Raw genomic sequence first — 25,197 nt, 5'->3', positions numbered from 1 at the left:
CGCGAAGATTTATTGTCAGGGGGTCAGGGGGCAGGGGGTCAGTAGCTCAGTAGGTCACCGGCAGCGCCACCAGCCCCCGCGCCCGCATCGACGGCCGCCACCGCAACTCCCCCGGGCCGAGGGCGAGATCGGGGAACCGTTCGAGCAGGGCCGCGAGCGCGATCTCCGTCTCCGCGCGGGCCAGCGGGGCGCCCAGGCAGTAGTGGATGCCGTGGCCGAGGGCGAGATGACCGGAGGCGTCGCGGGAGAGGTCGAGGCGGTCGGGGTCGGGGAAACGGGCGGGGTCACGGTTCGCGGCCGACAGCGAGACCCAGACCGTCTCCCCGGCGGGGACGGTGACACCGGAGATCGTCACCTCCTCCACCGCGAAGCGCCGGATCCCGAACAGTGCCGGCCCCTCGTAGCGACTCAACTCCTCGACCGCCGACGGGAGTCGTTCCGGATCCTTGCGCAGGGCGGCGAGCTGGTCCGGATGCCGGAGCAGGGCGAGCACGGCGTTGCCGATGAGCTGGACCGTGTTCTCGTACCCGGCGAAGAGGATGAGGAACGCCAGCGACATCAGCTCGTCCTCGCTGAGCCGGTCGCCCTCGTCGCGTACGGCGATCAGGTCGGAGAGGAGGTCGTCGGCGGGCTGTTCGCGCTTGGCGGCGAGGAGGCGCGTGAAGAAGCCGAGCATCGCCACCACCGCTTCCCGTCCGGCCTCGGGGCGCGAGGGATCGGGGGCGATCAGGGCGTCGGTCCAGACCCGGAAGTCCAGCCGGTGTTCCTCCGGCACGCCGAGCAGGTCACAGATGACGGTGATCGGCAGCGGAGCGGCGTACGAGGCGATGAGGTCGGTGCTGCCGTGCGGCCCGAGCGCGTCCAGGAGGCGGTCGGCGGTACGGCGGACGGGCTCGCGGAGCTGCTGGATCCGGCGCGGTGTGAAGGCGCGGCCGACCAGGCGCCGGATCCGGGTGTGGTCCGGCGGGTCCATGTTGAGGAGGTTGGCGTCGAGGGCGGGCGGCAGCGAGAAGCCCTTGTACGTGCCGGGGGTGGCGTGCCGCTTGTCCAGCGAGAGACGGGGGTCGGCGAGCGCGGCCCGCACGTCCTCGTACCGCGTGACCAGCCAGGCGGGGGTGCCGTCGGGACCGGTGATGCGCTGCACGGGCGCGGTGTCGCGCAGGCGCCGGTAGACGTCGTAGGGCTGGTCGATGAGGCCGTGCGCGAGATCCATGACGGTCAGACTACGCGGCCTCAGGTGTCGTACTCCTGGATGCGCCGCCCGTGTCCCCGGTCGGTCAGCGTCGGCAGCCGAGCCGCCAACTCCCCTGCGTCGGACGGCACATCGACGGTGAGGAGACGCCGGTCGCGCATCAGGACCCGGCCGTCCACGACGGTCGTGCGGACGTCCGACGAGCGCGCGCTGTGCACGAGGGTGGCGGCGAGGTCGTGGACGGGCTGGGTGTGCGGGCCGGTGAGGTCGACGAGGACGATGTCGGCGCGCCGGCCGGGGGCGAGGGTGCCGACGCCGTCACCGAGGCCGACCGCCCGGGCGCTCTGCACGGTGGCGTGGTGCAGGGCCTGCCGGGATGTCAGCCAGCGAGGATCGCCTTCGGTGGACTTCTGGATCAGGGAGGTCAGCGCCATCGACTCCCAGACGTCGAGGGAGTTGTTGGAGGCGGCGCCGTCCGTGGCGAGCCCGACGGGGACGCCGGCCGCGCGCAGGGCCCGTACCGGTGTGGTGGTCGGCCAGGCGAACTTGAGGTAGCCGCGGGGCGCGGTCGCCACGGCCGTACGGCCCCCGGTGCGGGCCAGCAGCGGAAGGTCCCGCTCCAGGATGCCGGTGCCATGGGCGATGAGCAGGTCGGTGTCGAGGAGTCCGGCGCGGTCGAGGACCTCGATGGGGGTGGCGCCGTGCCGGGCGAGGCTGGCGTCGGTCTGCTCGCGGTTCTCGGCGGCGTGGATGTGGACGGGCAGGCCGTGCCGGCGGGCGAGCTCGGCGGTGGCGGCGAGGTCGGCGTCGGTGACGGTGTAGGGGGCGTGCGGGGCGAGGGCGGTGGTGATACGGCCGCCGGCGCCGCCCCGGTGCCGGAGGGCGAACTCGGCCGAGCGCTCCCGCCCTTCGGGACCCTGGCTGGAGAAGTAGGCCTCGCCGAGGTGGGCGCGCAGACCGCACTCGGCCACGACGGCGGCGACCGTGTCCATGTGGAAGTAGTGGTCGGCGAAGCAGGTCACCCCGCCCCGGATCATCTCGGCGCAGGCGAGCCGGGCACCCAACGCCACGTCGGCGGCGGTGAGGTTGGACTCGACGGGCCAGACGACGTCGTTGAACCACTCCTCGGTCGGCAGGTCCTCGGCGAGTCCGCGCAGGGCCACCATCGGGGCGTGCGTGTGGCAGTTGATCAGCCCCGGCACGGCGACCTGCCCGTGCGGCCGCGGCGGTGGTGACCGACTCGATGACCCCGTCGCGTACGACGATCGCCGCGTCCTCGCGGAACCCGATCTCTTCCTCCTCGTCATGGACGAGCACGGTGCAGCCGGTGACGACGAGGTCGGCGGGACTGGCGGGCATGGGCCCACCGTACGGCTATGCGGCGGCGGGCAGCGGCACGTCGACGCCCTGGAGCCTCGACTCGCTCAAGGCATCCCGCAGTTGCCTGACGTGCCGGGGCGTGAGCCGGCCCGTCTCGTCGAGGTGTACGGCGCAGGCCGTGGTCGTGTCGACAAGTCGCTCCAGGACGTCCGCGACGGCGTCCGTGCCCGTGGTGTGCCGGGCGAGGGCGGGCAGTTCGGCGGCGGCGAGCGCGATGGCGGTACGGGCCTCGGCGAGGGTGCGGTAGGCCTCCCGGCGCAGCGCCCACCGCTCGGCGCGGTCGCCGGACTCGCTGAGGACGTGGACGAGATAGGCCTGCGCGGCGCTCCCGGCCGTGGCGAGCCGCGCGCGTACCCCGCCGCCGCGCTCCCCCGGCATCGGCAGATGCCCGACGACCAGCACGAGCGCGCAGGCCAGCAGGGTCTCGCCGATCCGGCTGACGGAGGCCTGCGGCTCGCCGCCGGCCATGATCAGGGCGAGGACGAGGACGGTGACGACGGCCGTCAGCGCGGCGAAGTGCCGGGTGGCGACCGGCACGAGCGCCCCGCAGACCGCGACCAGCGCGATCAGCCCGGCGGGCCGGGGCAGCAGCGCGGCGAGCCCGGCGAACACCAGGGCACCCAGCACGGTCCCGGCGGCCCGGCACAGTACGCGGGAGGCGAGCGGCCCGAGGTCGGGCTTGACGAGGAAGACCGCGGTGGCGGGCAGCCAGTACCAGTGCTGGTGCTGGCCGTACCAGCGGGCGTGGTGCAGGGCCTGGGCGATGGCGGCGCTGGCTCCGAAGCAGAGGGCGACCCGCAGCCCGTATTCGCGTCCGCCGGTGCCGAGCGCGGCGCGGACGGCGTGTCGCGCGTCCCGGCGCCTGGCGGGTGGCCGCTGCCCTGCGTCCTCGGCCCGGTCGAAGGTCTCGGCGGCGCGCAGCAGGGCGTCGTCGAGGGCGCGCAGGGCGGGGGCGGACCGGTGGGGGGCGGGCAACGGGCCGGTGCCGGTGTTGCCGCGGACGGCTGCAGCGAGCCGCCGGGGTCCTGCCGCGGCCCGCGCGGAGACGGGCTCCCCCGCCCAGAACAGGGCGGTGGCGGCCTCGGCGAGCGGGAGGGCGGCCACGTACTGCGCGTGCAGCCGGCGCTCGGCGGCGGAGCCGGCATGCCGGCGCAACCTGGGTCCGGCGAGGGCGTCCTGGGCGTGGTCGAGGGCGGCGGTGAGCGCGGCCCGCCGGGCGGTGGCCCGTTCGCGGCCCACGGCGTCGAGCAGCGCCGCGATGGCGTCGTACACCTCGGCGACCGCCGCCCGCTCCCCGTCGAACCGGAAGTCGAACCGGGAGTGCCCGGCGAGCGCGCCGGGTGTGGGCAGGGCGAGCCGCAGCAGAATCAGCCAGCCGGCCCCGGCGAGGAAGGCGAGGGCCCGCTGCCAGCCGCTCTGGGCCGCGGGCATCCCGGCGCCGAGCGCGGCGCCGACGAGCAGGTGCGTTCCGGCGGCGGAGGCGACGGGCCCGACCGCGCTGATGCCACCGGCGAGCAGCCCGAGCAGGGTGAGCGCCAGGGTCAGCGGTACGGCTGCCAGCCCCTGCCCCGCGTACGTCCCGGCGAGCAGCCCGAGCGCCCCGGCCAGCGCGGGCACCCCGAGCCGCTTGACGGAGGCACGCCGGCTGCCGGGCCGGTCGTTGATACCGGCGAGCATCGCGGCGATGGCGGCGAGGACGCCGGGGGCGGTGTGTCCCGTGCCGACGCCGGCGAGCAGCAGCGGCCCGGCGGCGAGGGCGCCCCGGGTCATCGCGCTCCAGGGGACGGGTCCGCGCTGGGCGCGCAGGGCATGGGCGAGCCAGAGGGGTGCGGCGGGCCGGGACACGGGGCTCCTGTCGTACGGGGGCGGTTGTGCTGCCTTCGGACGACGGTGGCCGGGTGGGCTGTGCTTCCACGGTAGGGGGCGTTCCCGGCACGAACGGGGTGATCACGTTTCGGGCGTGTGAAAGGTGCCAGGTCGGCCGGTTTCTTTATGAACGCAATGCGCCGGCTTCTCGATGAACGATCGCGCCGACGCGTCTATGGCCGAATGCCCCGGCTCGTCGGTGCCGGCAATGCGCCGATGACGATCTCCTCGGCCTCGGTCACGGCGGCGACGAGGGCCTCCGGTTCGGCCCGTAGCCCACCCGTCACCGAGTCGATGCCCCGCAGCCCGGCCCGCTCCAGCAACCGCTTCTCGTTCGTCACCCACTCGCCGCGTGCCGCGAGCACTCCGTGCGCGGCCTGGGCGGCGGCCGTCGCGATGGAGCCGGCGGTCTCGGTGAGGCGGCCGTAGGCGGCATGGTTGACCTTCGCGTAGGCGAGGGTGGCGCGTGCGGTGCCGTGCCAGCGCTCGGCGCCGGTGACGCGCAGCCTGGCCGGGTAGCCCGCCGGGCGGGGCAGGGTGCCGCGGAGCACCTGGTTCAGGGCCAGTTCGGCCACGATCAGGTAGGTGGGGATGCCTGCGAGATGGAAGAGCAGCGGCTCCACCCGGAACCGCCCCGCCTCCGCCTCCGCCAACTCGTGTTCGACCACGTCCAGGTCCCGGTAGTGCACATCGACCCGGCGTCCGTCGATCGTCAGCCAGGCGCCGCCGTTGAAGACACCGCCGCCCCAGCCGCCGACGTCGGAGACCTCGCCCTCCCAGCCGACGGCCCGCAGGTCGTCGGGGTCGAAGCGACCGCGGTAGTAGACGGCCAGGTCCCAGTCGCTGTCGTCGCGGTGGGTGCCCTGGGCACGGGAGCCGCCGAGGGCGACCGCCCGGACGGTGGGGAGGGCGGCGAGGCGGTCGGCGGTACGGGCGAGGAAGACGGAGTCGGGCTGCTGGGGCACGGGGTCGGGGCTGGGGCCGGGCATGGAGTCGGGGTTGGGCATGGGCATGGGCTCAGCCTGCCGCAGCCGTCCCGGAGTCCGCGCCCGAAATACCCGGGAGGCTCTCCGGTTCGCGACCGTCTCGAAAGGGTGGCACGGGAGGACGGTCGGCGGGTGGAGGGTCCGTACGCCGATGCCTCCGCCGCCGGTGTCCCGGTGTCCTGAGAAAACCGGATGCGGACAGGGCCGAGGGGGGCCGATCATCGGGAGGTCGTTCCAGCCGCCACCCGGGAGTCGCGATGATCCGACGAGTGAACGCCTCCGGCCTCTTGCCGCCGCCCACCTATGCGCACGCCTCGGTGGTGGAAGCGGGCACCAGGCTCGCCTTTCTCGCGGGGGCCGTGCCGCTCGACGAGACGGGGGAACTCGTCGGTCCCGGTGACCCGGTGCGGCAGGCCGAGCAGGTGATCGCCAACCTCGTCGAGCAACTGCACGCCGTCGGAAGCGACTTGACGCATGTGGTCGCGACGGACGTGTACGTGGTGAGCAGCGAGCCCTCGGTGCTGTCGGCGGTGTGGGAGGTGGTGGAGGCCTCCGGGCTGAGCGCGGGTCCGCACTCGTCCACGCTGCTCGGGGTCGCCTGTCTCGGCTACACCGGGCAGCTGGTGGAGATCACGGCCACGGCCGTGGTGCCGGAGCAGGAGGGGGACCGGTGACGGCGCAGGTCCTGCTGCGCCGGGCCGTGGCGGCGGACGCCCGTGTCGCCGCGGATGTGTATCTGCGGTCCTTCGATGCCGCCCTGCCCTCCGTCGTCCGGCCGCGCACCGACGACGAGGTGCGGGAGTACATCCGGGATGTCGTCGTACCGTTGCGGGAGACCTGGGTGGCGGAGGCCGACGGCGCGGGGATCGTCGGGCTGATGGTGCTGGACGGGGAGTTGCTGTCCCAGTTGTACCTGGCCCCCGAGTGGCGGGGGCGTGGCATCGGCGACCGGTTCGTCGCGCTGGCCAAGGAGCGCAGGCCGGGCGGGCTGACCCTGTGGACCTTCCAGGTCAACAAGCCCGCCCACCGCTTCTACGAGCGCCACGGTTTCGCTGCGGCCGAGTCCACCGACGGCGGCGGGAACGAGGAGCGGGAGCCCGACGTACGGTACGTCTGGCGACCCTGAGCCCGGCGGATCCGGCCCACCACCGCGGCTGCGAGCCCCTCCTTCAGGATCACCGCGCCGGCCGCCCCCACCTCCTCCCCTTGGGCAGCGGCCTGTCGTAGCTGCCCGCTCGGCTGGTGGTCAGGCCCAGGGCGACCAGGGACTCGGCGAGTTTGACCGCCGCCGCCACGCCGTCGACGACGGGCAGCCCCAGCTTCTCCGCCACCGCCTGCTGCAGTCCCGTCATCCCGGCGCAGCCCAGGACCAGGACCTCGGCGCCCGCGTCCCGGGCCCGCTCGGCCGCCGTCAGGAACGCGGCCTCGGTGCGGCCGGGGTCGTCGGCGAGGTCGAGGACACCCAGGCCGGTGCCGACGACGGCGGCGCAGTTGCGGGCGACACCGGCCGTCTCCAGGCTGTCCTCGATCTGGCCGCGGGAGCGGTCGAGGGTGGTGACGACTCCGTAGCGGCGGCCGAGGAGGCAGGCGAGGTGGGCGGCGGCCTCGGTGATGTCCACGACCGGGACGTCCACCAACTCCCGTACGCCTTCCCGCCCGTGCTCGCCGAAGCCGGCCAGGACGACGGCGTCGTAGTCGGGGCCGTCGTACGTCCGCAGGGTGTCGAGGACGGCGGCGGCGGAGAGGTAACTGTCCAGCCAGCCCTCGGCGGACGCCGGGCCCCAGGCGGGGGTCAGGCCGGTCACCGTCGTGGCCGGGCCCGCGGCGGCCCGGGCGCCGCGGACGATCTCCTCGGTCATCTCCTGCGTGGTGTTGCAGTTGGTGACGACGATCCGCAACTCCGTCAGGCCTCCTTCGCCGTCGTCGCGCGCTCCCCGCGGCCCAGCAGCGCGTACAGGGCGGCGGCGAGTGCCGTACCGATGAACCAGGAGTACGGCGCGACATCGCTGAAGCTCTTCACCAGCGCCACCACGGCGGCCACGGCGGCGGAAGGCAGGAACGCCCACAGTGCCCTCGGGTTGACGCCCTTGCGGTAGTGGTACGGGGTGCCCGACCGGGCGTCGAACAGCGCGTCGACGTCGACCTTGCCGCGCTTGACCCAGTAGTAGTCGACCATGATCACACCGAACAGCGGGCCCAGGAAGGCGCCGAGGCCGCCGAGGAAGTAGTTGACGACGGTCGGGTTGGAGAAGAGGTTCCAGGGGGTGACGACCAGCGCGGCCACCGTGCTGATCATGCCGCCGACCTTGAAGGTGATCTTCTGTGGCCAGACGTTGGCGAGGTCGTACGCCGGTGAGACGAAGTTGGCGACGATGTTGACGCCCATGGTGGCGACCGCGAACGTGAACGCGGCGATGACGAGCACCCAGGTGTTGCCGACCTTGGCGACCAGCTCCGCGGGGTCGGTGATGGCCTGACCGAACGCCTTCAGCGAGCCGGCCGTGACGATCACCGACACCACGACGAAGGCGGTGGAGTTGATGGGCAGGCCCCAGAAGTTGCCGCGCCGGACGGTCCTGTAGTCGGGCGCGAAGCGGGAGAAGTCGCAGAAGTTGAGCATCAGCGTGCCGTAGGTGGCGAGGATGAGGCCGATCGCGCCGAACCACTGCCGCCACTGCTCGCCGGTGGACACCGGGTGCGGGGTGGAGGTGAGCGAGATGCTCCAGTGGGCCTTGGCGAGGACCCAGAGCGCCAGTGCGATCATCACCAGCCAGATCGCCGGGCCGCAGAAGTCCTGGAACTTCCGCACGGCCTCCATGCCCTGGCGGATGATCAGCGCCTGGAGCAGCCAGAGCGAGACGAAGGAGATCCAGCCGAGCGCGTCCAGGCCGAGGAAGGAGTGGTGGGTGAGGGACTTCAGGCCCGGCCAGGCCGCCAGCAGCATCACGTTCACCGCGACGGAGGCCAGATAGGTCTGGATGCCGTACCACATGATGGCGATCACGGCTCTGATCAGCGCGGGGATGTTGGCCCCCCAGACGCCGAAGCTGATGCGGCCGACCACGGGGAAGGGCACGCCGTGGCGCTGGCCGATCCTGCCCATCCGGTTCATGCCGGCGTAGATGAGCACGAAACCGACGAGCAGGGAGGTGAAGACCTGCCAGACGTTCATGCCGAGGACCAGCAGGCCGGCGGCGAAGGTGTAGTTGCCGAGGTTGTGGACGTCGGACATCCACATGGCGAAGAGGTCGAAGACCTTCCAGTTCCGCTGCTGGGCGGGGGCGAGGTCCTCGTTGACGAGACGGGGGTCGGGGACGCACGCGGGGGCGCCGGTGGCTTCGGCGCGGTCGGCGAGGGACACGGGGCCTCCTGGACAGGGGGACGAAGGGGCCGTACCGCAGGAACTCGGACGGACTGCAGGCGGGGAAGCCGACAGTGAGCCGCGTTTGGTATACCAAACTGCTGACATGGTGCCGTCGTCAAGCGTCCGGACCGATGTCGTTGCCGTTACGGCCCCGTAAAAGTCGCCTCGCGTCGGCGAAGATGGGCCCATGACGAAGATCGAACCCCTGGGCGCGGTGCGCGAGCGGGTCCTGGCGAGTCTGCGGGAGGACATCATCGCCGGACGCCTCGGACCCGGTGACCGGCTCGTCGAACGGGAGCTCGCCGAGCGGTTCGGCGTCTCCCGGGTGCCGGTGCGGGAGGCGATCCGCGCGCTGGTCGCCGAGGGCTTCGTCCTCTTCGAGTCGGCCCGCCGCACGGTGGTGCGCCGGCTGAACCCGACCGACGTCAGGGAACTCTTCGAGCTGCGCGAGGCGTTGGAGGTGTACGCGGCGGGACTGGCGGCGTCCCGGGTGACCCCCGAGGCCCTGGCGGAGCTGCGGGACCTGCTCGACCAGGCGGCGCGGGCGACGAAGGAGGGCGACGCCGAGGCGATCACGGACATCAACACCCGCTTCCACGACCGCATCCGCGCCCTGGCCGGCAACAGCCTGCTGATCTCGGTCATGGAGCCGGTCGACGGCCGCCTGCGCTGGCTCACCCGGCGCAACGAGGAGTGGCCCCAACTCCTCACCGAACACCGCGAGTTGTACGAGGCGATCGCCTCCGGAGACCCCGACCGCGCCCGCGCCCACGCGCTCGACCACGTCCGCGCCAACTACCGATCGACGGTACGGCACCTGTTCGGAACCGGTCCCGCCGACGCCGGCTGAGGGACCACTGCGGGCGGCCGGCGGCCGGTTACCGCAGTCCGGCCGACTTCGCAGCCGTGCGCAGCACCTCCCGGAGCATCTCCGCGGTGAGCCGGCCGGTGAAGGTGTTGCGCTGGCTGACGTGGAAGCAGCCGAAGAGGTCGAGGCCGTCGAGCGCGACCCTGGTGCCGTGGGCGAAGGCCGGGCGGGGCCGGGGCACGGTCCAGCCCGCCTCGCTGAACGCGGGCAGCGCGGCCTGCCAGCCGAAGGCACCGAGTACGACCGCGGCCCTGAGCGTCGGGCGCAGCAGCCTCAGCTCCTGGACCAGCCAGGGGCGGCAGGTGTCCCGCTCGCCGGGGGTCGGCTTGTTGGCGGGCGGGGCGCAGTGCACGGGCGCGGTCACACGGACGCCGTACAGCTCCAGCCCGTCGTCGGCGCTGACGGACGTGGGCTGCGAGGCGAGCCCCTCGTCGTACAGCGCCTGGTAGAGCACGTCTCCGGAGCGGTCGCCGGTGAACATCCGGCCGGTGCGGTTGCCGCCGTGCGCGGCCGGGGCCAGCCCGATGATCACCAGCCGTGCGTCGGCGGGGCCGAAGCCGGGTACCGGCCGCCCCCAGTACGTCCAGTCGGCGAACGCGGCGCGTTTGGTACGGGCCACCTCCTCGCGCCATTCGACCAGCCGAGGACAGGCCCGGCAGTCCGCGACCCGCCGGTCGAGCCGGTCGAGAGCGCTGCTGTCGTCCATACGGCCACGGTATGCCCCTCCACCGGCTCTCGTGGGCGCCGGGTGCAGGGGCCCTGAACCCCGGGCAGGTACGGACGGGAACGCCGGCAGCGGCCCCACGAACCGCGGCGGCCACCGTGATCTGCACCCGCACCCCGGACACCCGGCACGCCACCAGCCCGGGAAAATCACCTCCGGCTCACCCGGACCGGGGAGTTAAGGTCGGATGCATGGCTTCCGAGGATGCGGACGAGAACGTGAACCGTGGGACCGGCGGACCGGACTCGCCCGGCCCCGCCCCGGACTCGCCGGACTCGCCGGACGCCCACAGCTCCGGTGCCTCCGCCGAGCAGCCCGCCGATCCGAAGATCGCCGCCGCGGTGGCCGCCGCCGAGGCCGCGGGGCCTGCCAAGGGTGAGACCGTCCGGATCGACAGCTGGATCTGGGCCGTGCGTCTGATCAAGACGCGTTCCCTGGGCGCCACCGCCTGCCGGGGCGGTCACGTCCACGTGAACGGCGAGCGGGTGAAGCCCGCCTACTCCGTGCGCGTCGGCGACGAGGTGCGCCTGCGGCACGAGGGCCGGGAACGGGTCGTGATCGTCAAGCGTCTGATCCGCAAGCGGGTCGGCGCCCCCGTGGCCGCCCAGTGCTACATCGACAACTCCCCTCCGCCTCCACCTCGTGAGGCCGTCGCCCCCGTCGGCCTCCGTGACCGCGGCACCGGCCGCCCCACCAAGCGCGACCGCCGCGAATTGGAGCGCCTCCGGGGCCTCGCAGGGCCGGACCTGCCGAGCGGCTTCGGCGGCGCCGCAGGCCCCAACGGCTTCGCCGGACTCGGCGGACCCGGTGGATCCGGGGAACGGGATGGTTCCGGGGCCCGGAGCAGGTCCGGCGGCCGGGACGGGTCCGGCAAGCGCGGTGGTGCCGGGTCCGGCGGCACCGGTGGCCGCCCCCGGGGACGGTGATCCGAAGGCACCGGCCGCGCGCACAACTGGCAGGGCGCGCTACCCCACCCACGGACCGGCACAGACAGGCACAGCACCACCCCCTGACCGGAACAGACCGGAACAGCACCACCCTCGAATCGGTACAGGCCGGCACTGTGCCATCCCCAGACCGGTACAGGCCGGCGGCACCACCACCCCCACACCGGCCCAGCGCTGCTCCTCCCGCCAGCACAGGGCCGGCCCAGCGCCACCCCTGCCGGAGCAGGCACGCTCGCCCCCGGCACACACCGATGCCGTCGGCCGGGCCCCCGCGCCCGGCCGACGGCATCGGCGCCGCGCACGTGCACGCCGTGCACGCCGCGCCGAAGCGTCACCGCCGCCGCACCAGCCTCAGCAGCTCCCGGTTGTGCCCGCGCCGCGCCCAGGCGATCAGGGCGAGCGGCACGATCAGGATCAGCGGGGTCGCCGCGTTCTGGCCGTCGAAGGCCGTGAGCTGCACGATGAACGCACCCACCATCAGCGCGCTCAGCGCGATCGCCGCCAGGGACTGCAGCAGGGGGATCAACAGCGCTACGGCTCCGGCGAGTTCGAGCGCGCCGATGGTGTACATGGCCCCGCTGCCCCAGCCGATCTTGTCGAAGGCCTCGACGGCCGAGGGGTGCGCGATGAGCTTGGGCAGCGCGCTCGCGATGCCGTAGAACAGTGCGAGCAGCACCTGCACGGTCCGCAGCGCGACCCGGGCCGCGCGCCTCCGGCCACTGAGGGAGCCGGCGGAGGCGCCGGAAGCGGTGCGGGCCACGGGAGCGGTCGTCTCGGACATGAGGATCTCCTGGGGAAGCGGTGCCGATTGCTTTCACCGAGGTAGACCCGGCACCGTCCGGAAACTCATCGCTCCCCGGCCGCCCTGTGCGACCGAGTGCCCTCTATGCCTTCGGCACCGCCCGTACCCATGTCCGGTCCGGTGTCAGATACGCGTCCACCTCCAGCCCCGCTTCCTGAAGTGCCGATTCGAACTGCTCCTTGGTCAGCGGCCGGGCCAGGAACGTCTGGGTCCAGCGCGCGTCCGGGAAGTCGTACTCGACGCGGACCGAGTTCGCTCCGTTGCCGACCGGCTCCGCGGAGACGACCCGTACCGTGAAACCGCTCGGGTCGACCCGCTCCCTGGGCACGTTCGTGTGGTAGTCCTCGCCCTCCCGCTGGATGAGCACACAGCCGTCCTTCGCCACGTGCCGGGCGCAGGTGCGCAGCAGGCCCCTGCGCACCTCCTCGTCGCCGGCGTGCACGAGGAACGACGCGAGCATCACCACGTCGAACTCCTCGCCGTCCAGGTCAAGTTGCTCGATGGAGCCGCATATCGTGCGTGCCCCGCGGACCCGGCTCAGCATGTCGGCGGACTCGTCCACCGCCGTGACCGTGAAGCCGCGCTCGAGCAGGGGATGGGTCATCCGGCCCACTCCGCTGCCCAGCTCCAGGATGTGAGCCCCGGCCGGTACCGCCGCGGCGATGATGTCCGGCTCGTCGCCGACCGGCAGCCGCTCGTACAGCTCGACCGCGCAGCCGTCCGGGGTGATCGCGCCGGGTCCTGTGCCCTCGTGTCCCTCACGCATTTCGACCGTCATGCCCGAACAACGGCCGGTCTCCGTACGCCCGTTCCCCTTCCGTCGAGGTTCACTCGTTCGTGTCATCCAGACGGTTCGGCCGGGAACGGAAACCAGCCGCGCCCGATGTACCAGTGGCCGCCCGCCCGCAGATGGTCCCCCACGGCCCGCTCCACGGACGTGCGGGCGGGCAGCTCCGCGACCGGCAGGTCGGGGTCGCCGAAGACGAACTGGACGGGTTCGGTGTCGGCCGGCTCGGCGTCCTCACGGACGGTGCGGAACCGGTCCTGGAAGCGGACGATGTTGGAGTCGGCCGGCAGGTACCGCTTCAACTGCGGGTCGAGCAGCCAGGAGTGGCACAGTGCGGCCACCGGCCGCTCCTCGGGAAAGTGCACGGCGAAGAACTCGCGGGCCCAGGTCAGGGAGCGGTCACAGGCGGACGGGGTCAGCGGACCGTGGAAGTCGGGTATGTGCAGGTTCAGGCAGGCGGTGCCGGGGATCGCGGCCAGCCCGGCCGCCGCGAGCACGGGAGCCGTGCGCTGCCCGAGCCGCGCCCGCTCGAACTGCAGCCGGCCCAGCTGGTACAGCTCGCCGCGGAAGTGCCGGACGAGCCAGCGCCGCGACAGGACACCGGTCGTGCCGTGCCGTCTGCGGTGCGCGGCCATCTGACGGCCCAGGTCGGCCAGGGTGCGCCGGGAGACCTCGGGCGGAATGCCGCGTTCCCGGTGCCGGGCGAGGGTGTGCGGGGCCGCGGCGACGAAGACGTACACGGCGAAGAGGCCGGTCAGCTCGGCCGGAACCGCGCCGAGGAGTGCGGCGAGCCCGGGGGTGCGGCCGGTCTCCTCCGGTTCGCGGAACAGCTCCTCGACGCACTCCTCCAGGAGCCTCCGTGCTCCCGGGTCACCGGTCACCCGGCGCCGTCCGGCCACCACATCGTTGATGTCCTCGTGCGGCACGGCCAGGTCGAGCAGCAATTCCGGCAGGGCGTCGGCGTCCGGAAGCAAGGGATCCCCCTTCGGCGAGCGACGGGACGAACGACGGACGAGCGCCGTTGATGAACGTCGTCCACGAAGAGTACGTTGCCCTCAGGAGTGGTGGTCCGATGCGTACGGGCAGTGAACCGGCGACCGCGCGCAGTGCTCTGCGGGCGCGGTTCTGGCTGTGCGTGTGGGGACTGGTCTGGGCGGTCTTCGGCACGACGGCGTTCGCGCTCGTCGGGCGCCCCGGTTGGGCGGCGGCCTGTGGGGTGCTGTGGCTGGTGGTCACCGCGGACATGATCATGGTGCTCAGACACATCCGGCAGGGTCCGCACTATCAGCCGGGCCGTGACGTGCCGCCGTACCGGCCGCCGGACGGCGGACCGCCCTACCCGGGTCCGTCGAGGCACCGGCATCCGTGACCGGCACACCGGATCCGTCACCGGCGACCGGCAGCCCATGAGGCACTCCCCCGCATCCTGGGGCGCTCCCCCGCCGCGGGCCGCTCAGTCGTCGAAGCGTGCCGCCCTCACGTACTGCGGGTTCGGGTCCAGCGCGGCCGCGAGGCGGAAATGGCGCATGGCCTGGTCGGGGCGGCCCTGGCGTTCAAAGGTGCGGGCCAGTGCGAAGTGCGCGAACGCGTTGTCCGGCTCGCGCTCCAGCACGATCGTGAACTCCAGCTCGGCGGGCCGCAGTTGCGCCGCGGCGAAGAACGCACGCGCGCGCAGCAGCCGGGCCGCGGTGTTCTCCGGGTGCGCGGCGATGACCGGGTCGAGCAGCTTCACCGCACCCCGCGGGTCCCGTGAGTTGAGCAGCTGCTCGGCTGCACGGAAGTCGATGACATGCGTTTCCGGAGTACGTCCGGTGGAACCGCTGGTCTCGGGCACGGCAGAGTCCTTCCCTCACTCCGCCGATTCAACGCGCGAGGAGGGGGCCGCTATTCCTGCGCTACTGCGCGATGCCCGCACGCGCCCGTCGTACGAGCTCCTCCCACACCTCGCCGACACGCTTGTGCAGAGCGTCCAGCGGTACGTCGTTGTCGATCACGATGTCCGCGATCCGTCTGCGCTGCTCGCGGGTCGCCTGGGCGGCCATACGCGCGCGTGCGTCCTCCTCGGTCATGCCGCGCAGCCGGACCAGCCGGTCGAGCTGGGTCTCGGGGGTCGCGTCCACGACGACCACGAGGTCGTACAGCGGCGCCAGGGCGTTCTCGGTGAGGAGGGGCACGTCGTGGATCACCACGGCGTCGGCGGCCGCGGCCTCCTCCAGCTCGCGGGAGCGGGCACCCACCAGCGGGTGCACGATCGAGTTGAGGACGGCGAGCTTCTCGGGGTCGGCGAAGACGATCGAGCCGAGCTTGGGCCGGTCCAGGCTGCCGTCAGCGGTGAGGACGTCCTCGCCGAAGGCCTCGACCACGGCGGCGAGGCCCGGGGTGCCCGGCGCCACGACCTCACGCGCGATGCGGTCCGCGTCGATCAGCACGGCCCCGTGCTCCACGAGCAGCCGCGACACCTCGCTCTTGCCGGCGCCGATCCCGCCGGTCAGGCCCACCTTCAGCATGAGCGTCAGCTTAGGCCCTGCCGCTGACAGCGGGACCGGCGGAGGTCAGCTCTCGCCCTCGCGCTCCGCGAGGAACCGCTCGAACTCGCGGCCGATCTCGTCGGCCGACGGGATGTCCACGGGCTCGGCCAGCATGTTGCCCCGGGTCTCGGCGCCCGCGGCGGCGTCGTACTGGTGCTCCAGGCCCTGGACGAGCGCGGTGAGTTCCTCGTCGCCCTCCTGGATCTGCCGGTCGATCTCCGTCTGGGTGCGGTACGCGTCCGTACGAAGCGAGTGCGCGACGCCCGGCAGGACCAGCCCGGTGGCGGCCGTGATGGCCTCCAGGACGGTCAGGGCGGCGTCCGGGTACGGCGAACGGGCGATGTAGTGCGGGACGTGCGCGGCGACGCCCAGGACGTCGTGCCCGGCCTCCATCAGGCGGTACTCCACGAGCGACTCGGCGCTGCCGGGCACCTGGGCCTCCTCGAAGGGGCTGCGGTGACCGGGGACGAGGTCGGTGCGGTTGCCGTGCGGGGTGAGACCCACAGGGCGGGTGTGCGGGACGCCCATGGGGATGCCGTGGAAGTTCACGGAGAGGCGGACGCCGAGCCGCTCCACGATCTGCCGCACGGCCGCCGCGAACCGCTCCCACTCCACGTCCGGCTCGGGCCCGGACAGCAGCAGGAAGGGGGCGCCCGTGGTGTCCTGGACGAGGCGGACCTCGATGGCCGGGACCTCGTAGTCGGTCCAGCGGTCCCGCTTGAAGGTCAGCAGGGGCCGGCGGGCCCGGTAGTCCACGAGCCGGTCGTGGTCGAACCGGGCGACGAGCTGGTGGGGCAGTGAGTCGAGCAGCCCGTCGACGATCTGGTCCCCGGTCTCACCCGCGTCGATGTATCCGTCGAAGTGGTAGAGCATGACAAGGCCGGCCGACTCCTGGGCGAGCGCCATGTCGACAACGGCGAGGCCCTTCGGCTCCCATGCGTACAAACCCTGCGGATCAAGCACTGTGACCGCTCCTCCTCGTGTTCGTCGTCGTCAACACGCCCTGGAGCGGCGGCATTCCCCCGACACGCCGGACAACCGGCCCCCTGAACACGCCCGAGGGGCCGCACCTCGAAAGGTACGGCCCCTCAGAACCAGCTATCGGCTGAGCCTGGCGGCAGCGATCAGCTCTGGCCGCCGGCCAGCTTCTCGCGCAGCGCGGCCAGCGCCTCGTCCGAGGCCAGCGCACCGGAGGTGTCCGCACCCTCGGAGGAGTACGAACCGCCGGTCGCGGCCGGGGCCGCAGCCTCGCCGCCACCCTCGGCGGCAGCAGCCGCGTCGGCCTCGCGGGACTTGATGACCTGCTGCTGGTGCTGCTCGAAGCGGGCCTGCGCCTCGGCGTACTGGCGCTCCCACTCCTCGCGCTGCTTCTCGTAGCCCGGCAGCCAGTCGTTGGTCTCCGGGTCGAAGCCCTCGGGGTAGATGTAGTTGCCCTGGTCGTCGTAGGACGCGGCCATGCCGTACAGGGTCGGGTCGAACTCGACCTCCTCCGGGTGGGCACCGAAGGACTCGTTGGCCTGCTTCAGCGAGAGGCTGATGCGGCGGCGCTCGAGGTCGATGTCGATGACCTTGACGAAGATCTCGTCGTTGACCTGGACGACCTGCTCCGGGATCTCCACGTGGCGCTCGGCCAGCTCGGAGATGTGGACCAGACCCTCGATGCCCTCGTCCACACGGACGAACGCACCGAACGGAACCAGCTTCGTGACCTTACCGGGCACGACCTGGCCGATCTGGTGGGTGCGGGCGAACTGCTGCCACGGGTCTTCCTGGGTCGCCTTCAGCGACAGGGAGACGCGCTCGCGGTCCATGTCGACGTCGAGAACCTCGACGGTGACCTCCTGGCCGACCTCGACGACCTCGGACGGGTGGTCGATGTGCTTCCAGGACAGCTCGGAGACGTGGACCAGACCGTCGACGCCACCCAGGTCCACGAAGGCACCGAAGTTGACGATCGAGGAGACGACACCGGAGCGGACCTGACCCTTCTGCAGGGTCGTGAGGAACGTCTGGCGGACCTCGGACTGGGTCTGCTCGAGCCAGGCACGGCGGGACAGGACCACGTTGTTGCGGTTCTTGTCCAGCTCGATGATCTTGGCTTCGAGCTCCTTGCCGACGTACGGCTGGAGGTCGCGGACGCGGCGCATCTCGACCAGGGAGGCCGGGAGGAAGCCACGGAGGCCGATGTCGAGGATGAGACCACCCTTGACGACCTCGATGACGGTACCGGTGACGATGCCGTCCTCTTCCTTGATCTTCTCGATGGTGCCCCAGGCACGCTCGTACTGGGCGCGCTTCTTCGAGAGGATCAGGCGGCCTTCCTTGTCCTCCTTCTGGAGGACCAGGGCCTCGATCTCGTCGCCGACGGCCACGACCTCGTTCGGGTCGACGTCGTGCTTGATCGAGAGCTCGCGGCTCGGGATGACACCTTCGGTCTTGTAACCGATGTCGAGCAGGACCTCGTCCCGGTCGACCTTCACGATGACGCCGTCGACGATGTCGCCGTCGTTGAAGTACTTGATCGTCTCGTCGATCGCTGCGAGGAAGGCTTCCTCGTTACCGATGTCGTTGACCGCTACCTGCGGGGTGGTGGCGGTGGTCTCGGTGCTGCTCGTCATGTGGGAAAGGGCTCCGGTACGGACATTGAAGTCGTAGGTACTGCTTACGCCGGGAGCCCGTTTCGCTCTGCAGAAGCCGGACAGCCAAGGAAGCGCCACCTTCTGGACACCGGGTGTCCGATGGCGCCTCGACAACCGAGGGGACATACAACAGATGCGAGCGCAGCCTGCTACGTCTGAGGTGCGCAGGCCCGCAGCGCAACTTGTAGCATACGGGGGCAGCCGGACATGGTCAATGCGCGAAGGCGCACACCGGGGGCGGATCGCCGCATAACCGGCAGAAGAAACGTCCCTTGAGGCCAGACAGGCCTCCGGGACCGCCTCCGTGACGGACCCCTTGCGGGTTGGACGGAAGAGTACGACGAGGGAGCCGATCATCCAAGAGCCGGAAGCGTACGAGGCCGAAGGATCCGAGACATTCGAACCGGAGGCGACACGCCGTGACGCCAGCGTCGCGGAGAGCGCACGGGCCAACCGGGGCTGGTGGGACCGCAACGCGGACGAGTACCAGGTCGAGCACGGCACGTTCCTCGGCGACGACCGCTTCGTGTGGGGTCCGGAGGGCCTGGACGAGGTGGAGGCCGAGCTGCTCGGCCCGCCGCAGGAGCTGAAGGGCAAGGAGGTCCTGGAGATCGGCGCGGGCGCGGCCCAGTGCGCCCGGTGGCTGGCCGCCCAGGGGGCCCGCCCGGTGGCGCTGGACCTCTCGCACCGCCAGCTCCAGCACGCCCTGCGGATCGGTGGATCGTTTCCGCTGGTCTGCGCGGACGCCGGCGCGCTGCCCTTCGCGGACGGCTCCTTCGACCTGGCCTGCTCGGCGTACGGGGCGCTGCCCTTCGTCGCCGACCCGCGGCTGGTGCTGCGCGAGGTGCGCCGGGTGCTGCGGCCGGGCGGCCGGTTCGTCTTCTCGGTGACGCATCCGATCCGCTGGGCGTTCCCGGACGAGCCGGGCCCCGAAGGGCTGTCGGTGTCGAACTCCTACTTCGACCGCACGCCTTACGTGGAGCAGGACGAGGAGGGCCGCGCGGTCTACGTCGAGCACCACAGGACCGTCGGCGACCGGGTCCGGGACATCGTGGCGTCCGGTTTCCGCCTGGTGGACCTGGTGGAGCCGGAATGGCCGGCCTGGAACACCTCGGAGTGGGGCGGCTGGTCCCCGCTGCGGGGCAGCCTGATCCCGGGGACGGCGATCTTCGTGTGCGAGCGGGACTGAGCCCGGCCGGTCATCGGGGCACGCGCGCGTGGGGAGTCGTAGGGAGTTCTGATCGCGGGCACGCGCGCGTGGAGACCGTTTTCGCCGTCGTACGACACTAGGGGCGTGATCCGTTACGACGCCCTGGACGCGCTTCCCGTGCGCTCCGCCCTGCCCGCGCTGACCGAGGCCCTGGAGGACGGCGGCACCGCCGTCCTCGTGGCGCCGCCCGGCACCGGCAAGACGACGCTGGTGCCGCTCGTGCTGGCGGGGCTGGTCGGGGGCGGCCCCGAGCGGCGGGTCGTGGTGGCCGAGCCGCGCCGGATCGCGGCGCGCGCTGCGGCCCGGCGCATGGCGTGGCTGCTGGGCGAGAGGCCCGGTGGGAGCGTCGGCTTCACGGTGCGCGGCGAACGGGCCGTGGGACGGCACACGCGTGTGGAGGTCGTGACGACCGGCGTGCTGCTGCAGCGGCTGCAACGGGACCAGGAGCTGCCGGGCGTCGACGTCGTCGTCCTCGACGAGTGCCACGAGCGGCATCTGGATGCCGACACGACGGCGGCGTTCCTGTGGGACGTACGGCAGGCGCTGCGGCCGGAGCTGCGGCTGGTGGCCGCGTCGGCGACGACGGACGCCGAGGGCTGGGCACGGCTCCTGGGCGGGGCTGAGGTGGTCGAGGCGGAGGGTGTCGCGCATCCGGTGGAGGTCGTGTGGGCGCCACCGGCGCGTCCGGTACGGCCGCCGCACGGGATGCGGGTCGATCCGGCGCTGCTGGCGCATGTGGCGTCGGTGGTGCGGCGGGCGCTGGCCGAGCGGGACGGGGACGTGCTGTGCTTCCTGCCCGGTGTGGGCGAGATCGCGCGCGTGGCGGGGCAGCTCGGGGAGCTGGGGTCGGTGGACGTGCTCCAGGTGCACGGGCGGGCGCCGGCCGCCGTGCAGGACGCGGTGCTGGCGCCGGGGGTCCGGCGCCGGGTCGTGCTGGCGACCTCGGTGGCGGAGTCCTCGCTGACGGTGCCCGGGGTGCGCGTGGTGGTCGACTCGGGGCTGGCGCGGGAGCCGCGGGTGGATCACGCGCGTGGACTGAGCGGGCTGACGACGGTACGGGCGTCGCGGGCGGCCGGGCGGCAGCGGGCGGGGCGGGCCGGGCGGGAGGCGCCGGGGGCGGTGTACCGGTGCTGGTCCGCCGCCGAGGACGGGCGGCTGCCGGCGTTTCCTGCGCCGGAGATCAAGGTGGCCGATCTGACCGCGTTCGCCCTGCAGGCGGCTTGCTGGGGCGATCCGGACGCCTCCGGGCTGGCGTTGCTCGACCCTCCGCCGGGTGGGGCGATGCTCGCCGCGCGCTCGGCGTTGACAGCGGTGGGGGCGGTGGACTCCGTCGGTCGGGCGACTTCCGTGGGTGTGCGGTTGGCTCGGCTGGGGGTGCACCCTCGGCTGGGGCGGGCGTTGCTGGATACGGCCGGTGAGGGTGCGGAGGTTGTCGCCCTGCTCTCCGAAGAGGTGCCGCGGGATCACGGGGACGATCTTGCTGCTGCTGTGCGGCGGGTCCGGCGTGGGGGTGACGCCTACGCTGCGCGGTGGGCCGCGGAGGTGCGGCGGCTGCGGGCCGTCTCGGAGGAGTTTTCCCACCCGCCTGCCCAGGGCCGTCGGCCGGAAGGCACCGCCGAGAGGCGCCACCGTCGGGCGCAGGTGGGGCGCGCCGTGGGAGGCACGGGCTCTTCGGGCGTCGCGTCCCCGGTCGGGGCGGGTGCGGCCGGGGAGGACGCGCTTGCCGGGCTTGTCGCCGCGCTCGCCTTTCCGGAGCGGGTCGCCAAGCTGGACGGTGGGTCTTATCTCATGGCCTCCGGGACTCGGGCCGAGCTCGGGGAAGGGTCGGCGTTGCGGGGAGCGCCCTGGATCGTCGTCGCCGTTGCCGATCGGCCCACCGGTAAGGGGCACGCGCGCGTGCTGCTCGGAGCCGCCGTGGAGGAGGGCGTGGCGCTCGCCGCCGCCGAGCCCCTGTCCGGCGAGCGGGACGAGGTGCACTGGGCCGGCGGGGACGTCGTGGCCCGGCATGTCGAGCGGCTGGGCGCCATCGAGCTGGGCGTACGGCCGCTGAAGGACGCCGAGCCGGCGCTCGTACGCGCCGCCCTGCTCGAAGGGCTACGGCAGGAGGGGCTCGGGTTGTTGCGCTGGTCGCCGGAGGCGCAGGCGCTGCGGCAGCGGCTGGCGTTCCTCCGTGCCCGCCTCGGCGAGCCGTGGCCGGAGGTGTCCGACGACGCGTTGCACGCGCGCGTGGACGACTGGCTGGAGCCGGAGCTGAGCCGGGCCCGGCGACGGGCCGATCTCGGCCGGATCGACGCCGGGCAGGCGCTGCTGCGGCTGCTGCCGTGGGCGAGCGGGGAGGCCGGACGGCTCGACGAGCTCGCGCCCGAGCGGATCGCCGTGCCCAGTGGGTCCAGAATCCGGATCGACTATCGGGATCCGGAACGGCCTGTGCTCGCGGTGAAGCTGCAGGAGATGTTCGGGCTGCGCGAGACGCCGGCCGTCGCGGGGGTGCCGCTGCTCGTGCACCTGCTCTCCCCCGCCGGACGGCCCGCCGCCGTCACGGCCGACCTCGCCTCCTTCTGGAAGGACGGCTACCAGGGCGTACGGGCCGAGCTGCGCGGGCGGTATCCCAGGCATCCGTGGCCCGAGGACCCGGCGACCGCCGAGCCCACCCGGCACACCAACGCGCGGCTCAGGCGCTGATGGGTTCGGGTTCGGCCGGCTGTGCGGGCGCCGGGTCCCGGGGGCGGCGGGCGCGGGCCTCCAGGCAGAGGGAGAGGGCCAGGAGCAGGACTCCCGCGGTCAGGGAGCCCCAGGGGACGTACGAGGTGAGCATCAGGACCAGGGTGCGGTTGTGCTTGACCAGGGCGACCGTGTGCTCGATGTAGTCCTCGCGCATCTTCACGTCCCCGGCGAACGCGGTGACCCTGTCCCGGCCGCCGAGCAGGGTGCCGCCGCGCAGTTCCTCCTTGTGGAGTTCCTCGCCGTAGACGGGCGCGCCGGTGACGGGTTCGACCCAGAACCTGCGGACCGTGCTGTACCAGCGGGTGGTTCCGGTCTTGGCGACCGATTCCGGGGTGATGCCCTGGACGGGCATGGTCTTCGGCATGGGGACCTTGGTCCAGGGGATGGTCTGTTCGAAGTAGTAGACCTTCAGGCCGCGGAAGGTCTGCGTGCCCTTGTAGTGGATGGGGCTGGTGGTGCGGGTCTGCGCGTCGAAGTACTCGTAGTCGCGCTTCTGCGTCAGAAAGGGCCACTTGAACTCGATGCCCTGGCGCGTGACGGGATCGCCGTCGACCATCTCGCCGGTGGCGTGCACGGGGTCCTGGCTGTGGGCGTCGAAGATGTAGCGCTCGGGGACCTTGGAGACCATCCTGCCGTCGGGGCCCTGGACGTAGGAGAGGCTGTCCCAGACCACGACCGGTCGGCCCGCCGTCTCCTCGATCCTCTTCGCGGCCGCCACGTCGCCCTTGAGGGTCTGCACGATGGTGACCTTGGAGACCTTCCTGGCGCGCATGGTGCCGTAGTCGAGGAGGGTGGCGCCCCTGGCCTCCAGGACCATGTCCTGGTACTGGTTCGCGGGGATCCGCGCCAGGCGCGGGAAGGCGTACCAGCGCAGCAGCGGGGCGAGCGCCGCGCAGAAGACGGCGCAGGCGAGCAGGACCAGGCTTGCCTTGCGGCGCATGGAAGGCCTCCCTCCCGGACGGGCGCGGCTAGGGGTGCGAGGGCACGGTCGTCAGCAGCGGCTCGGGGGACGTCCGGCCCGTCGGCGCACCCATGGCGGTCATCGCCAGGACCAGGGCGAACGCTAGGGCGAGACCGGTCGCGGCGGCGATCAGGGCGCGCATACGGGCCTCCCGGCGGACGGTCGTGTCCTGACGGCTCCTGATGGAGCGTCAGGTTGGGCACCGTAGCAACGGCGGGATGAGATGAGAACAGCGGTGCACGCACGAACCAGGGCGCCCTCCCCGCCGGTGCGGAGAGGGCGCCCTGCCGGTTCGGGTGTCAGGAGGCTGACGGGCTCGGGGACGGGGACGGGCTCGCCGAGGAGTCGGCGGTGACCTTCAGCTCGACGGTGAGCGTCGCGCCGCCGGTGGTGGTGATGCGGAGCAGGAAGGTACCGGTGGTGTCGTCCGCGTAGAGCTTCGGCAGGGTCAGCAGGCCCTTGGCGTCCGTCTGGAGGCCGGTGAGGGTGCGTACGGGCTTGCCGTCGGCGTCCTTGAAGTAGGGCCCCTTGTCGTTCTCGGTGGCGTCGGTGTCGGACTTGACCAGGGTGGCGGTGGCCGCGACCCGGTCCGCGACGGCACCCTTGTACGTCGCCTTCACCTGGACCTGATCGGTGAACTCGCCGCCCGGGGTGCAGGTCAACGGGGTGTCGCTGGTGCGCGCCAGGGTGTCGGCGGCGCGCTCGGTGACGGTGGCCGGGTAGGCGAGGCCCGTGACCGTGCGGCCCAGGACGGTGGCCATGACCTTGAAGTCGCCGGTCTTCTCGCCCGCCTGGAGCGCCGGTGCGAGGGCAACGCCCTTGGCGTCGGTGGCAACCGTGGCCACGGTCTCGCCGCCGGCGAAGGTGGCGTCGGTGTCCCCGGTGATGGTGAACCGGATCCTGACCTTGGCGACGGCCTTGCCGGCCTTGGTCTCGGCGCGGGTGCCGATCTGTCCGGCGAAGGCGTGCCCGGCCATCGCGGTGAGCTTGGCCGTGCCCGCGTCCGCCAGGTGGTCCACGGTGTCGGTGGGGGTCGGCGAGGGCGTCGGCGGGGCGGGCGGCTTCGGCGGGGTCGGGCTGGGGCTGCCGTTGCCGCCGGGCGTGCTGGGCTTGGGATCCGGCTTCGGGCTGGGCTTGGTCCTCGACGGCTTCGAGTGCTTCTGGGACTTGGCGCGCGGGGTGCCGTCGTCGCTGCGGTGGGTGGGCACACTGCCGGTGCCGTCGGGCACGGAGTGGGTGCCCTTGCGGTAGTACTCCAGCCACGACAGGACGGTGTTCAGGTAGTCCTGCGAGTTGTTGTAGCTGAGGATCGCGCTGTGCAGGTCGTCCTCGCGCGAGAGGTCCCAGCCGTTGCGGCACAGGTAGTGGCCGGCGGCGAGGGCGGCGTCGTAGACGTTGTTCGGGTCCTTCTTGCCGTCGCCGTTGCCGTCGCGGCCGGCCCAGGCCCAGGTCGACGGGATGAACTGCATGGGGCCGACGGCCTGGTCGTACTCGGCGTTGCCGTCGTAGACGCCGTGGTCGGTGTCCTTGATGAGCGCGAAGCCGTTGCCGTCGAGGGCCGGCCCCAGGATCCGGCCGATCGTGGTGCCGTTCGCGTCGACCCGGCCGCCCTCGGCCTGGCCCGACTCGACCTTGCCGATCGCGGCGAGCAGCTGCCAGGGCAGATTGCAGCCGGGCTTGGCCGAACGCAGTTCGGCCTCGGCCTTCTTGTAGGCGTCGAGGACCGTCGCCGGGATGCCGGCCTCGGCGTCGCCCTGGGCGACGGGGGTGCCGGTGGCGCTCGGCGAAGGGCTGGGGTTGGGGCTGTTCAGGGGCGGCAGGTCCGTGTAGTACGGCGAGTTGCCGGTGGCGTTGCCGTCGGAGGTCGCGTCGGGTACGGGGGCGGAGGCGCCGGCCGTCGTCCGCCTGCCGTGGTCCTCGCCGGGCAGTCCCGGAGCCTGGGACGCGGACAGAGCCGCGACCGCCGCCGCGGCCACGGCCGTGGTCGCGGCCCCCTTGCGCAGCCGCCTTCCGAAATGCGCCGCCATCGAGTGAACCCCTCCTGTGGACTTGGTGCGTCCGTCTCCGCCTGTCTGCCTCGCACTGGTGTGACGGTGGACCCGGTGTTCTGGTTGCCTCTGTGGCGACCTTCCCTCGGTGCGACGCGTGTTCGATCGGACGGCCGGGAGGGCACGCCGCAGGCGACCCTACGGCAACTTGCTGTGTGCCGGGACCCGTTC

General features: G+C 72.6%; 23 protein-coding genes and 1 pseudogene. 7 read left to right on the top strand and 17 right to left on the bottom strand.

What is annotated here, in order from left to right:
* Positions 1-46: 46 nt before the first annotated feature.
* The 4 genes and pseudogenes from ACFYZB_RS03935 to ACFYZB_RS03920 all read right to left on the bottom strand — a co-directional run bounded on the left by ACFYZB_RS03935 (position 47) and on the right by ACFYZB_RS03920 (position 5,445).
* Positions 47-1,213 (bottom strand): cytochrome P450, encoded by a 1,167-nt coding sequence (locus tag ACFYZB_RS03935; RefSeq protein WP_388753975.1) that lies wholly within the window; start codon positions 1,211-1,213, stop codon positions 47-49.
* Positions 1,214-1,233: 20 nt separating this feature from the next.
* Positions 1,234-2,551, bottom strand: a pseudogene (locus ACFYZB_RS03930) (amidohydrolase).
* Between the two features lie 15 nt (positions 2,552-2,566).
* Positions 2,567-4,342: an FUSC family protein gene (locus ACFYZB_RS03925; protein ID WP_388754560.1), complete on the bottom strand. Its 1,776-nt coding sequence runs from the start codon at positions 4,340-4,342 to the stop codon at positions 2,567-2,569.
* Positions 4,343-4,611: 269 nt separating this feature from the next.
* Positions 4,612-5,445: a nucleotidyltransferase domain-containing protein gene (locus ACFYZB_RS03920; protein WP_388754557.1), complete on the bottom strand. Its 834-nt coding sequence runs from the start codon at positions 5,443-5,445 to the stop codon at positions 4,612-4,614.
* A 236-nt stretch (positions 5,446-5,681) separates the two neighbouring features.
* On the opposite strand from ACFYZB_RS03920, the gene ACFYZB_RS03915 reads away from it, so the two are divergent.
* Together ACFYZB_RS03915 and ACFYZB_RS03910 are read left to right on the top strand one after the other, a co-directional pair.
* The gene (locus tag ACFYZB_RS03915; RefSeq protein ID WP_388753973.1) at positions 5,682-6,098 is read left to right on the top strand and encodes a RidA family protein; all 417 of its coding nucleotides are present in this window, start codon (positions 5,682-5,684) and stop codon (positions 6,096-6,098) included.
* Complete coding sequence (locus tag ACFYZB_RS03910; protein ID WP_351209349.1) at positions 6,095-6,550, top strand: GNAT family N-acetyltransferase; 456 nt, start codon at positions 6,095-6,097, stop codon at positions 6,548-6,550. The genes ACFYZB_RS03915 and ACFYZB_RS03910 overlap by 4 nt, the downstream gene beginning before the upstream one ends.
* A 49-nt stretch (positions 6,551-6,599) precedes the next feature.
* Here the strand turns inward: ACFYZB_RS03910 and ACFYZB_RS03905 are convergent, their stop codons facing one another.
* Positions 6,600-7,322, bottom strand: coding sequence for an aspartate/glutamate racemase family protein (locus tag ACFYZB_RS03905; RefSeq protein ID WP_388753970.1), 723 nt, complete (start codon positions 7,320-7,322; stop codon positions 6,600-6,602).
* A 5-nt stretch (positions 7,323-7,327) separates the two neighbouring features.
* A complete protein-coding gene (locus tag ACFYZB_RS03900; RefSeq protein ID WP_388753967.1) occupies positions 7,328-8,785 on the bottom strand; it encodes an NCS1 family nucleobase:cation symporter-1 in 1,458 nt (485 codons plus the stop codon).
* A gap of 190 nt (positions 8,786-8,975) precedes the next feature.
* On the opposite strand from ACFYZB_RS03900, the gene ACFYZB_RS03895 reads away from it, so the two are divergent.
* Positions 8,976-9,638 carry a GntR family transcriptional regulator gene (locus ACFYZB_RS03895; RefSeq protein ID WP_388753965.1) on the top strand — a complete coding sequence of 221 codons (663 nt, stop codon included), beginning with the start codon at positions 8,976-8,978 and terminating at the stop codon, positions 9,636-9,638.
* Between the two features lie 28 nt (positions 9,639-9,666).
* On the opposite strand, the gene ACFYZB_RS03890 is transcribed toward ACFYZB_RS03895, so the two are convergent.
* Complete coding sequence (locus tag ACFYZB_RS03890) at positions 9,667-10,362, bottom strand: uracil-DNA glycosylase (protein WP_351209345.1); 696 nt, start codon at positions 10,360-10,362, stop codon at positions 9,667-9,669.
* Positions 10,363-10,571: 209 nt separating this feature from the next.
* On the opposite strand from ACFYZB_RS03890, the gene ACFYZB_RS03885 reads away from it, so the two are divergent.
* Positions 10,572-11,306 (top strand): RNA-binding S4 domain-containing protein, encoded by a 735-nt coding sequence (locus ACFYZB_RS03885; RefSeq protein WP_388753962.1) that lies wholly within the window; start codon positions 10,572-10,574, stop codon positions 11,304-11,306.
* A gap of 352 nt (positions 11,307-11,658) precedes the next feature.
* On the opposite strand, the gene ACFYZB_RS03880 is transcribed toward ACFYZB_RS03885, so the two are convergent.
* The 3 genes from ACFYZB_RS03880 to ACFYZB_RS03870 form a co-directional block, all read right to left on the bottom strand.
* Positions 11,659-12,108, bottom strand: coding sequence for a DoxX family protein (locus ACFYZB_RS03880; protein WP_351209343.1), 450 nt, complete (start codon positions 12,106-12,108; stop codon positions 11,659-11,661).
* 103 nt (positions 12,109-12,211) lie between these two features.
* Positions 12,212-12,907: a class I SAM-dependent methyltransferase gene (locus ACFYZB_RS03875; RefSeq protein ID WP_388753959.1), complete on the bottom strand. Its 696-nt coding sequence runs from the start codon at positions 12,905-12,907 to the stop codon at positions 12,212-12,214.
* A 62-nt stretch (positions 12,908-12,969) separates the two neighbouring features.
* Positions 12,970-13,890 carry an acyltransferase domain-containing protein gene (locus tag ACFYZB_RS03870; RefSeq protein ID WP_388753957.1) on the bottom strand — a complete coding sequence of 307 codons (921 nt, stop codon included), beginning with the start codon at positions 13,888-13,890 and terminating at the stop codon, positions 12,970-12,972.
* Between the two features lie 98 nt (positions 13,891-13,988).
* On the opposite strand from ACFYZB_RS03870, the gene ACFYZB_RS03865 reads away from it, so the two are divergent.
* Positions 13,989-14,285: a DUF6343 family protein gene (locus ACFYZB_RS03865; RefSeq protein ID WP_388753954.1), complete on the top strand. Its 297-nt coding sequence runs from the start codon at positions 13,989-13,991 to the stop codon at positions 14,283-14,285.
* 84 nt (positions 14,286-14,369) lie between these two features.
* Here the strand turns inward: ACFYZB_RS03865 and ACFYZB_RS03860 are convergent, their stop codons facing one another.
* The 4 genes from ACFYZB_RS03860 to rpsA form a co-directional block, all read right to left on the bottom strand.
* A complete protein-coding gene (locus ACFYZB_RS03860) occupies positions 14,370-14,750 on the bottom strand; it encodes a tetratricopeptide repeat protein (protein WP_388753951.1) in 381 nt (126 codons plus the stop codon).
* Between the two features lie 61 nt (positions 14,751-14,811).
* Positions 14,812-15,423 carry a dephospho-CoA kinase gene (gene coaE / locus ACFYZB_RS03855; protein ID WP_351209338.1) on the bottom strand — a complete coding sequence of 204 codons (612 nt, stop codon included), beginning with the start codon at positions 15,421-15,423 and terminating at the stop codon, positions 14,812-14,814.
* A gap of 45 nt (positions 15,424-15,468) precedes the next feature.
* The gene (locus ACFYZB_RS03850) at positions 15,469-16,407 is read right to left on the bottom strand and encodes a PAC2 family protein (RefSeq protein WP_351209337.1); all 939 of its coding nucleotides are present in this window, start codon (positions 16,405-16,407) and stop codon (positions 15,469-15,471) included.
* Between the two features lie 161 nt (positions 16,408-16,568).
* Complete coding sequence (rpsA, locus tag ACFYZB_RS03845) at positions 16,569-18,062, bottom strand: 30S ribosomal protein S1 (protein ID WP_055707059.1); 1,494 nt, start codon at positions 18,060-18,062, stop codon at positions 16,569-16,571.
* 325 nt (positions 18,063-18,387) lie between these two features.
* Here rpsA and ACFYZB_RS03840 point away from each other — a divergent pair, with 325 nt between their 5' ends.
* On the top strand, positions 18,388-19,272 hold the full coding sequence (locus ACFYZB_RS03840) for a class I SAM-dependent methyltransferase (RefSeq protein ID WP_388753946.1): 885 nt from the start codon (positions 18,388-18,390) through the stop codon (positions 19,270-19,272).
* A gap of 105 nt (positions 19,273-19,377) precedes the next feature.
* Positions 19,378-21,975 carry an ATP-dependent helicase HrpB gene (gene hrpB / locus ACFYZB_RS03835; RefSeq protein ID WP_388753944.1) on the top strand — a complete coding sequence of 866 codons (2,598 nt, stop codon included), beginning with the start codon at positions 19,378-19,380 and terminating at the stop codon, positions 21,973-21,975.
* On the opposite strand, the gene ACFYZB_RS03830 is transcribed toward hrpB, so the two are convergent.
* The 3 genes from ACFYZB_RS03830 to ACFYZB_RS03820 all read right to left on the bottom strand — a co-directional run bounded on the left by ACFYZB_RS03830 (position 21,965) and on the right by ACFYZB_RS03820 (position 25,005).
* The gene (locus ACFYZB_RS03830) at positions 21,965-22,957 is read right to left on the bottom strand and encodes a DUF3068 domain-containing protein (protein WP_388753941.1); all 993 of its coding nucleotides are present in this window, start codon (positions 22,955-22,957) and stop codon (positions 21,965-21,967) included. The two genes, hrpB and ACFYZB_RS03830, sit on opposite strands and share 11 nt — an antisense overlap.
* 28 nt (positions 22,958-22,985) lie before the next feature.
* Complete coding sequence (locus tag ACFYZB_RS03825) at positions 22,986-23,120, bottom strand: SPW_0924 family protein (RefSeq protein ID WP_351209333.1); 135 nt, start codon at positions 23,118-23,120, stop codon at positions 22,986-22,988.
* A gap of 157 nt (positions 23,121-23,277) precedes the next feature.
* Positions 23,278-25,005 carry a lytic murein transglycosylase gene (locus tag ACFYZB_RS03820; protein WP_388753938.1) on the bottom strand — a complete coding sequence of 576 codons (1,728 nt, stop codon included), beginning with the start codon at positions 25,003-25,005 and terminating at the stop codon, positions 23,278-23,280.
* Positions 25,006-25,197: the final 192 nt, after the last annotated feature.

Source organism: Streptomyces sp. NPDC001852 (genome assembly GCF_042891825.1).
Taxonomy (GTDB): domain Bacteria; phylum Actinomycetota; class Actinomycetes; order Streptomycetales; family Streptomycetaceae; genus Streptomyces.
This window is presented reverse-complemented; position numbering and strand designations above follow the sequence as displayed.

Coding starts and splice junctions, on each gene's coding strand:
- ACFYZB_RS03885 (WP_388753962.1), top strand. CDS start 10,572: ATGGCTTCCGAGGATGCGGACGAGAACGTGAACCGTGGGACCGGCGGA.
- ACFYZB_RS03890 (WP_351209345.1), bottom strand. CDS start 10,362: ATGGACGACAGCAGCGCTCTCGACCGGCTCGACCGGCGGGTCGCGGAC.
- ACFYZB_RS03925 (WP_388754560.1), bottom strand. CDS start 4,342: ATGACCCGGGGCGCCCTCGCCGCCGGGCCGCTGCTGCTCGCCGGCGTC.
- ACFYZB_RS03935 (WP_388753975.1), bottom strand. CDS start 1,213: ATGGATCTCGCGCACGGCCTCATCGACCAGCCCTACGACGTCTACCGG.
- ACFYZB_RS03875 (WP_388753959.1), bottom strand. CDS start 12,907: ATGACGGTCGAAATGCGTGAGGGACACGAGGGCACAGGACCCGGCGCG.
- rpsA (WP_055707059.1), bottom strand. CDS start 18,062: ATGACGAGCAGCACCGAGACCACCGCCACCACCCCGCAGGTAGCGGTC.
- ACFYZB_RS03825 (WP_351209333.1), bottom strand. CDS start 23,120: ATGCGCGCCCTGATCGCCGCCGCGACCGGTCTCGCCCTAGCGTTCGCC.
- ACFYZB_RS03820 (WP_388753938.1), bottom strand. CDS start 25,005: ATGGCGGCGCATTTCGGAAGGCGGCTGCGCAAGGGGGCCGCGACCACG.
- ACFYZB_RS03920 (WP_388754557.1), bottom strand. CDS start 5,445: ATGCCCAACCCCGACTCCATGCCCGGCCCCAGCCCCGACCCCGTGCCC.
- ACFYZB_RS03880 (WP_351209343.1), bottom strand. CDS start 12,108: ATGTCCGAGACGACCGCTCCCGTGGCCCGCACCGCTTCCGGCGCCTCC.
- ACFYZB_RS03915 (WP_388753973.1), top strand. CDS start 5,682: ATGATCCGACGAGTGAACGCCTCCGGCCTCTTGCCGCCGCCCACCTAT.
- coaE (WP_351209338.1), bottom strand. CDS start 15,423: ATGCTGAAGGTGGGCCTGACCGGCGGGATCGGCGCCGGCAAGAGCGAG.
- ACFYZB_RS03830 (WP_388753941.1), bottom strand. CDS start 22,957: ATGCGCCGCAAGGCAAGCCTGGTCCTGCTCGCCTGCGCCGTCTTCTGC.
- ACFYZB_RS03895 (WP_388753965.1), top strand. CDS start 8,976: ATGACGAAGATCGAACCCCTGGGCGCGGTGCGCGAGCGGGTCCTGGCG.
- ACFYZB_RS03865 (WP_388753954.1), top strand. CDS start 13,989: ATGCGTACGGGCAGTGAACCGGCGACCGCGCGCAGTGCTCTGCGGGCG.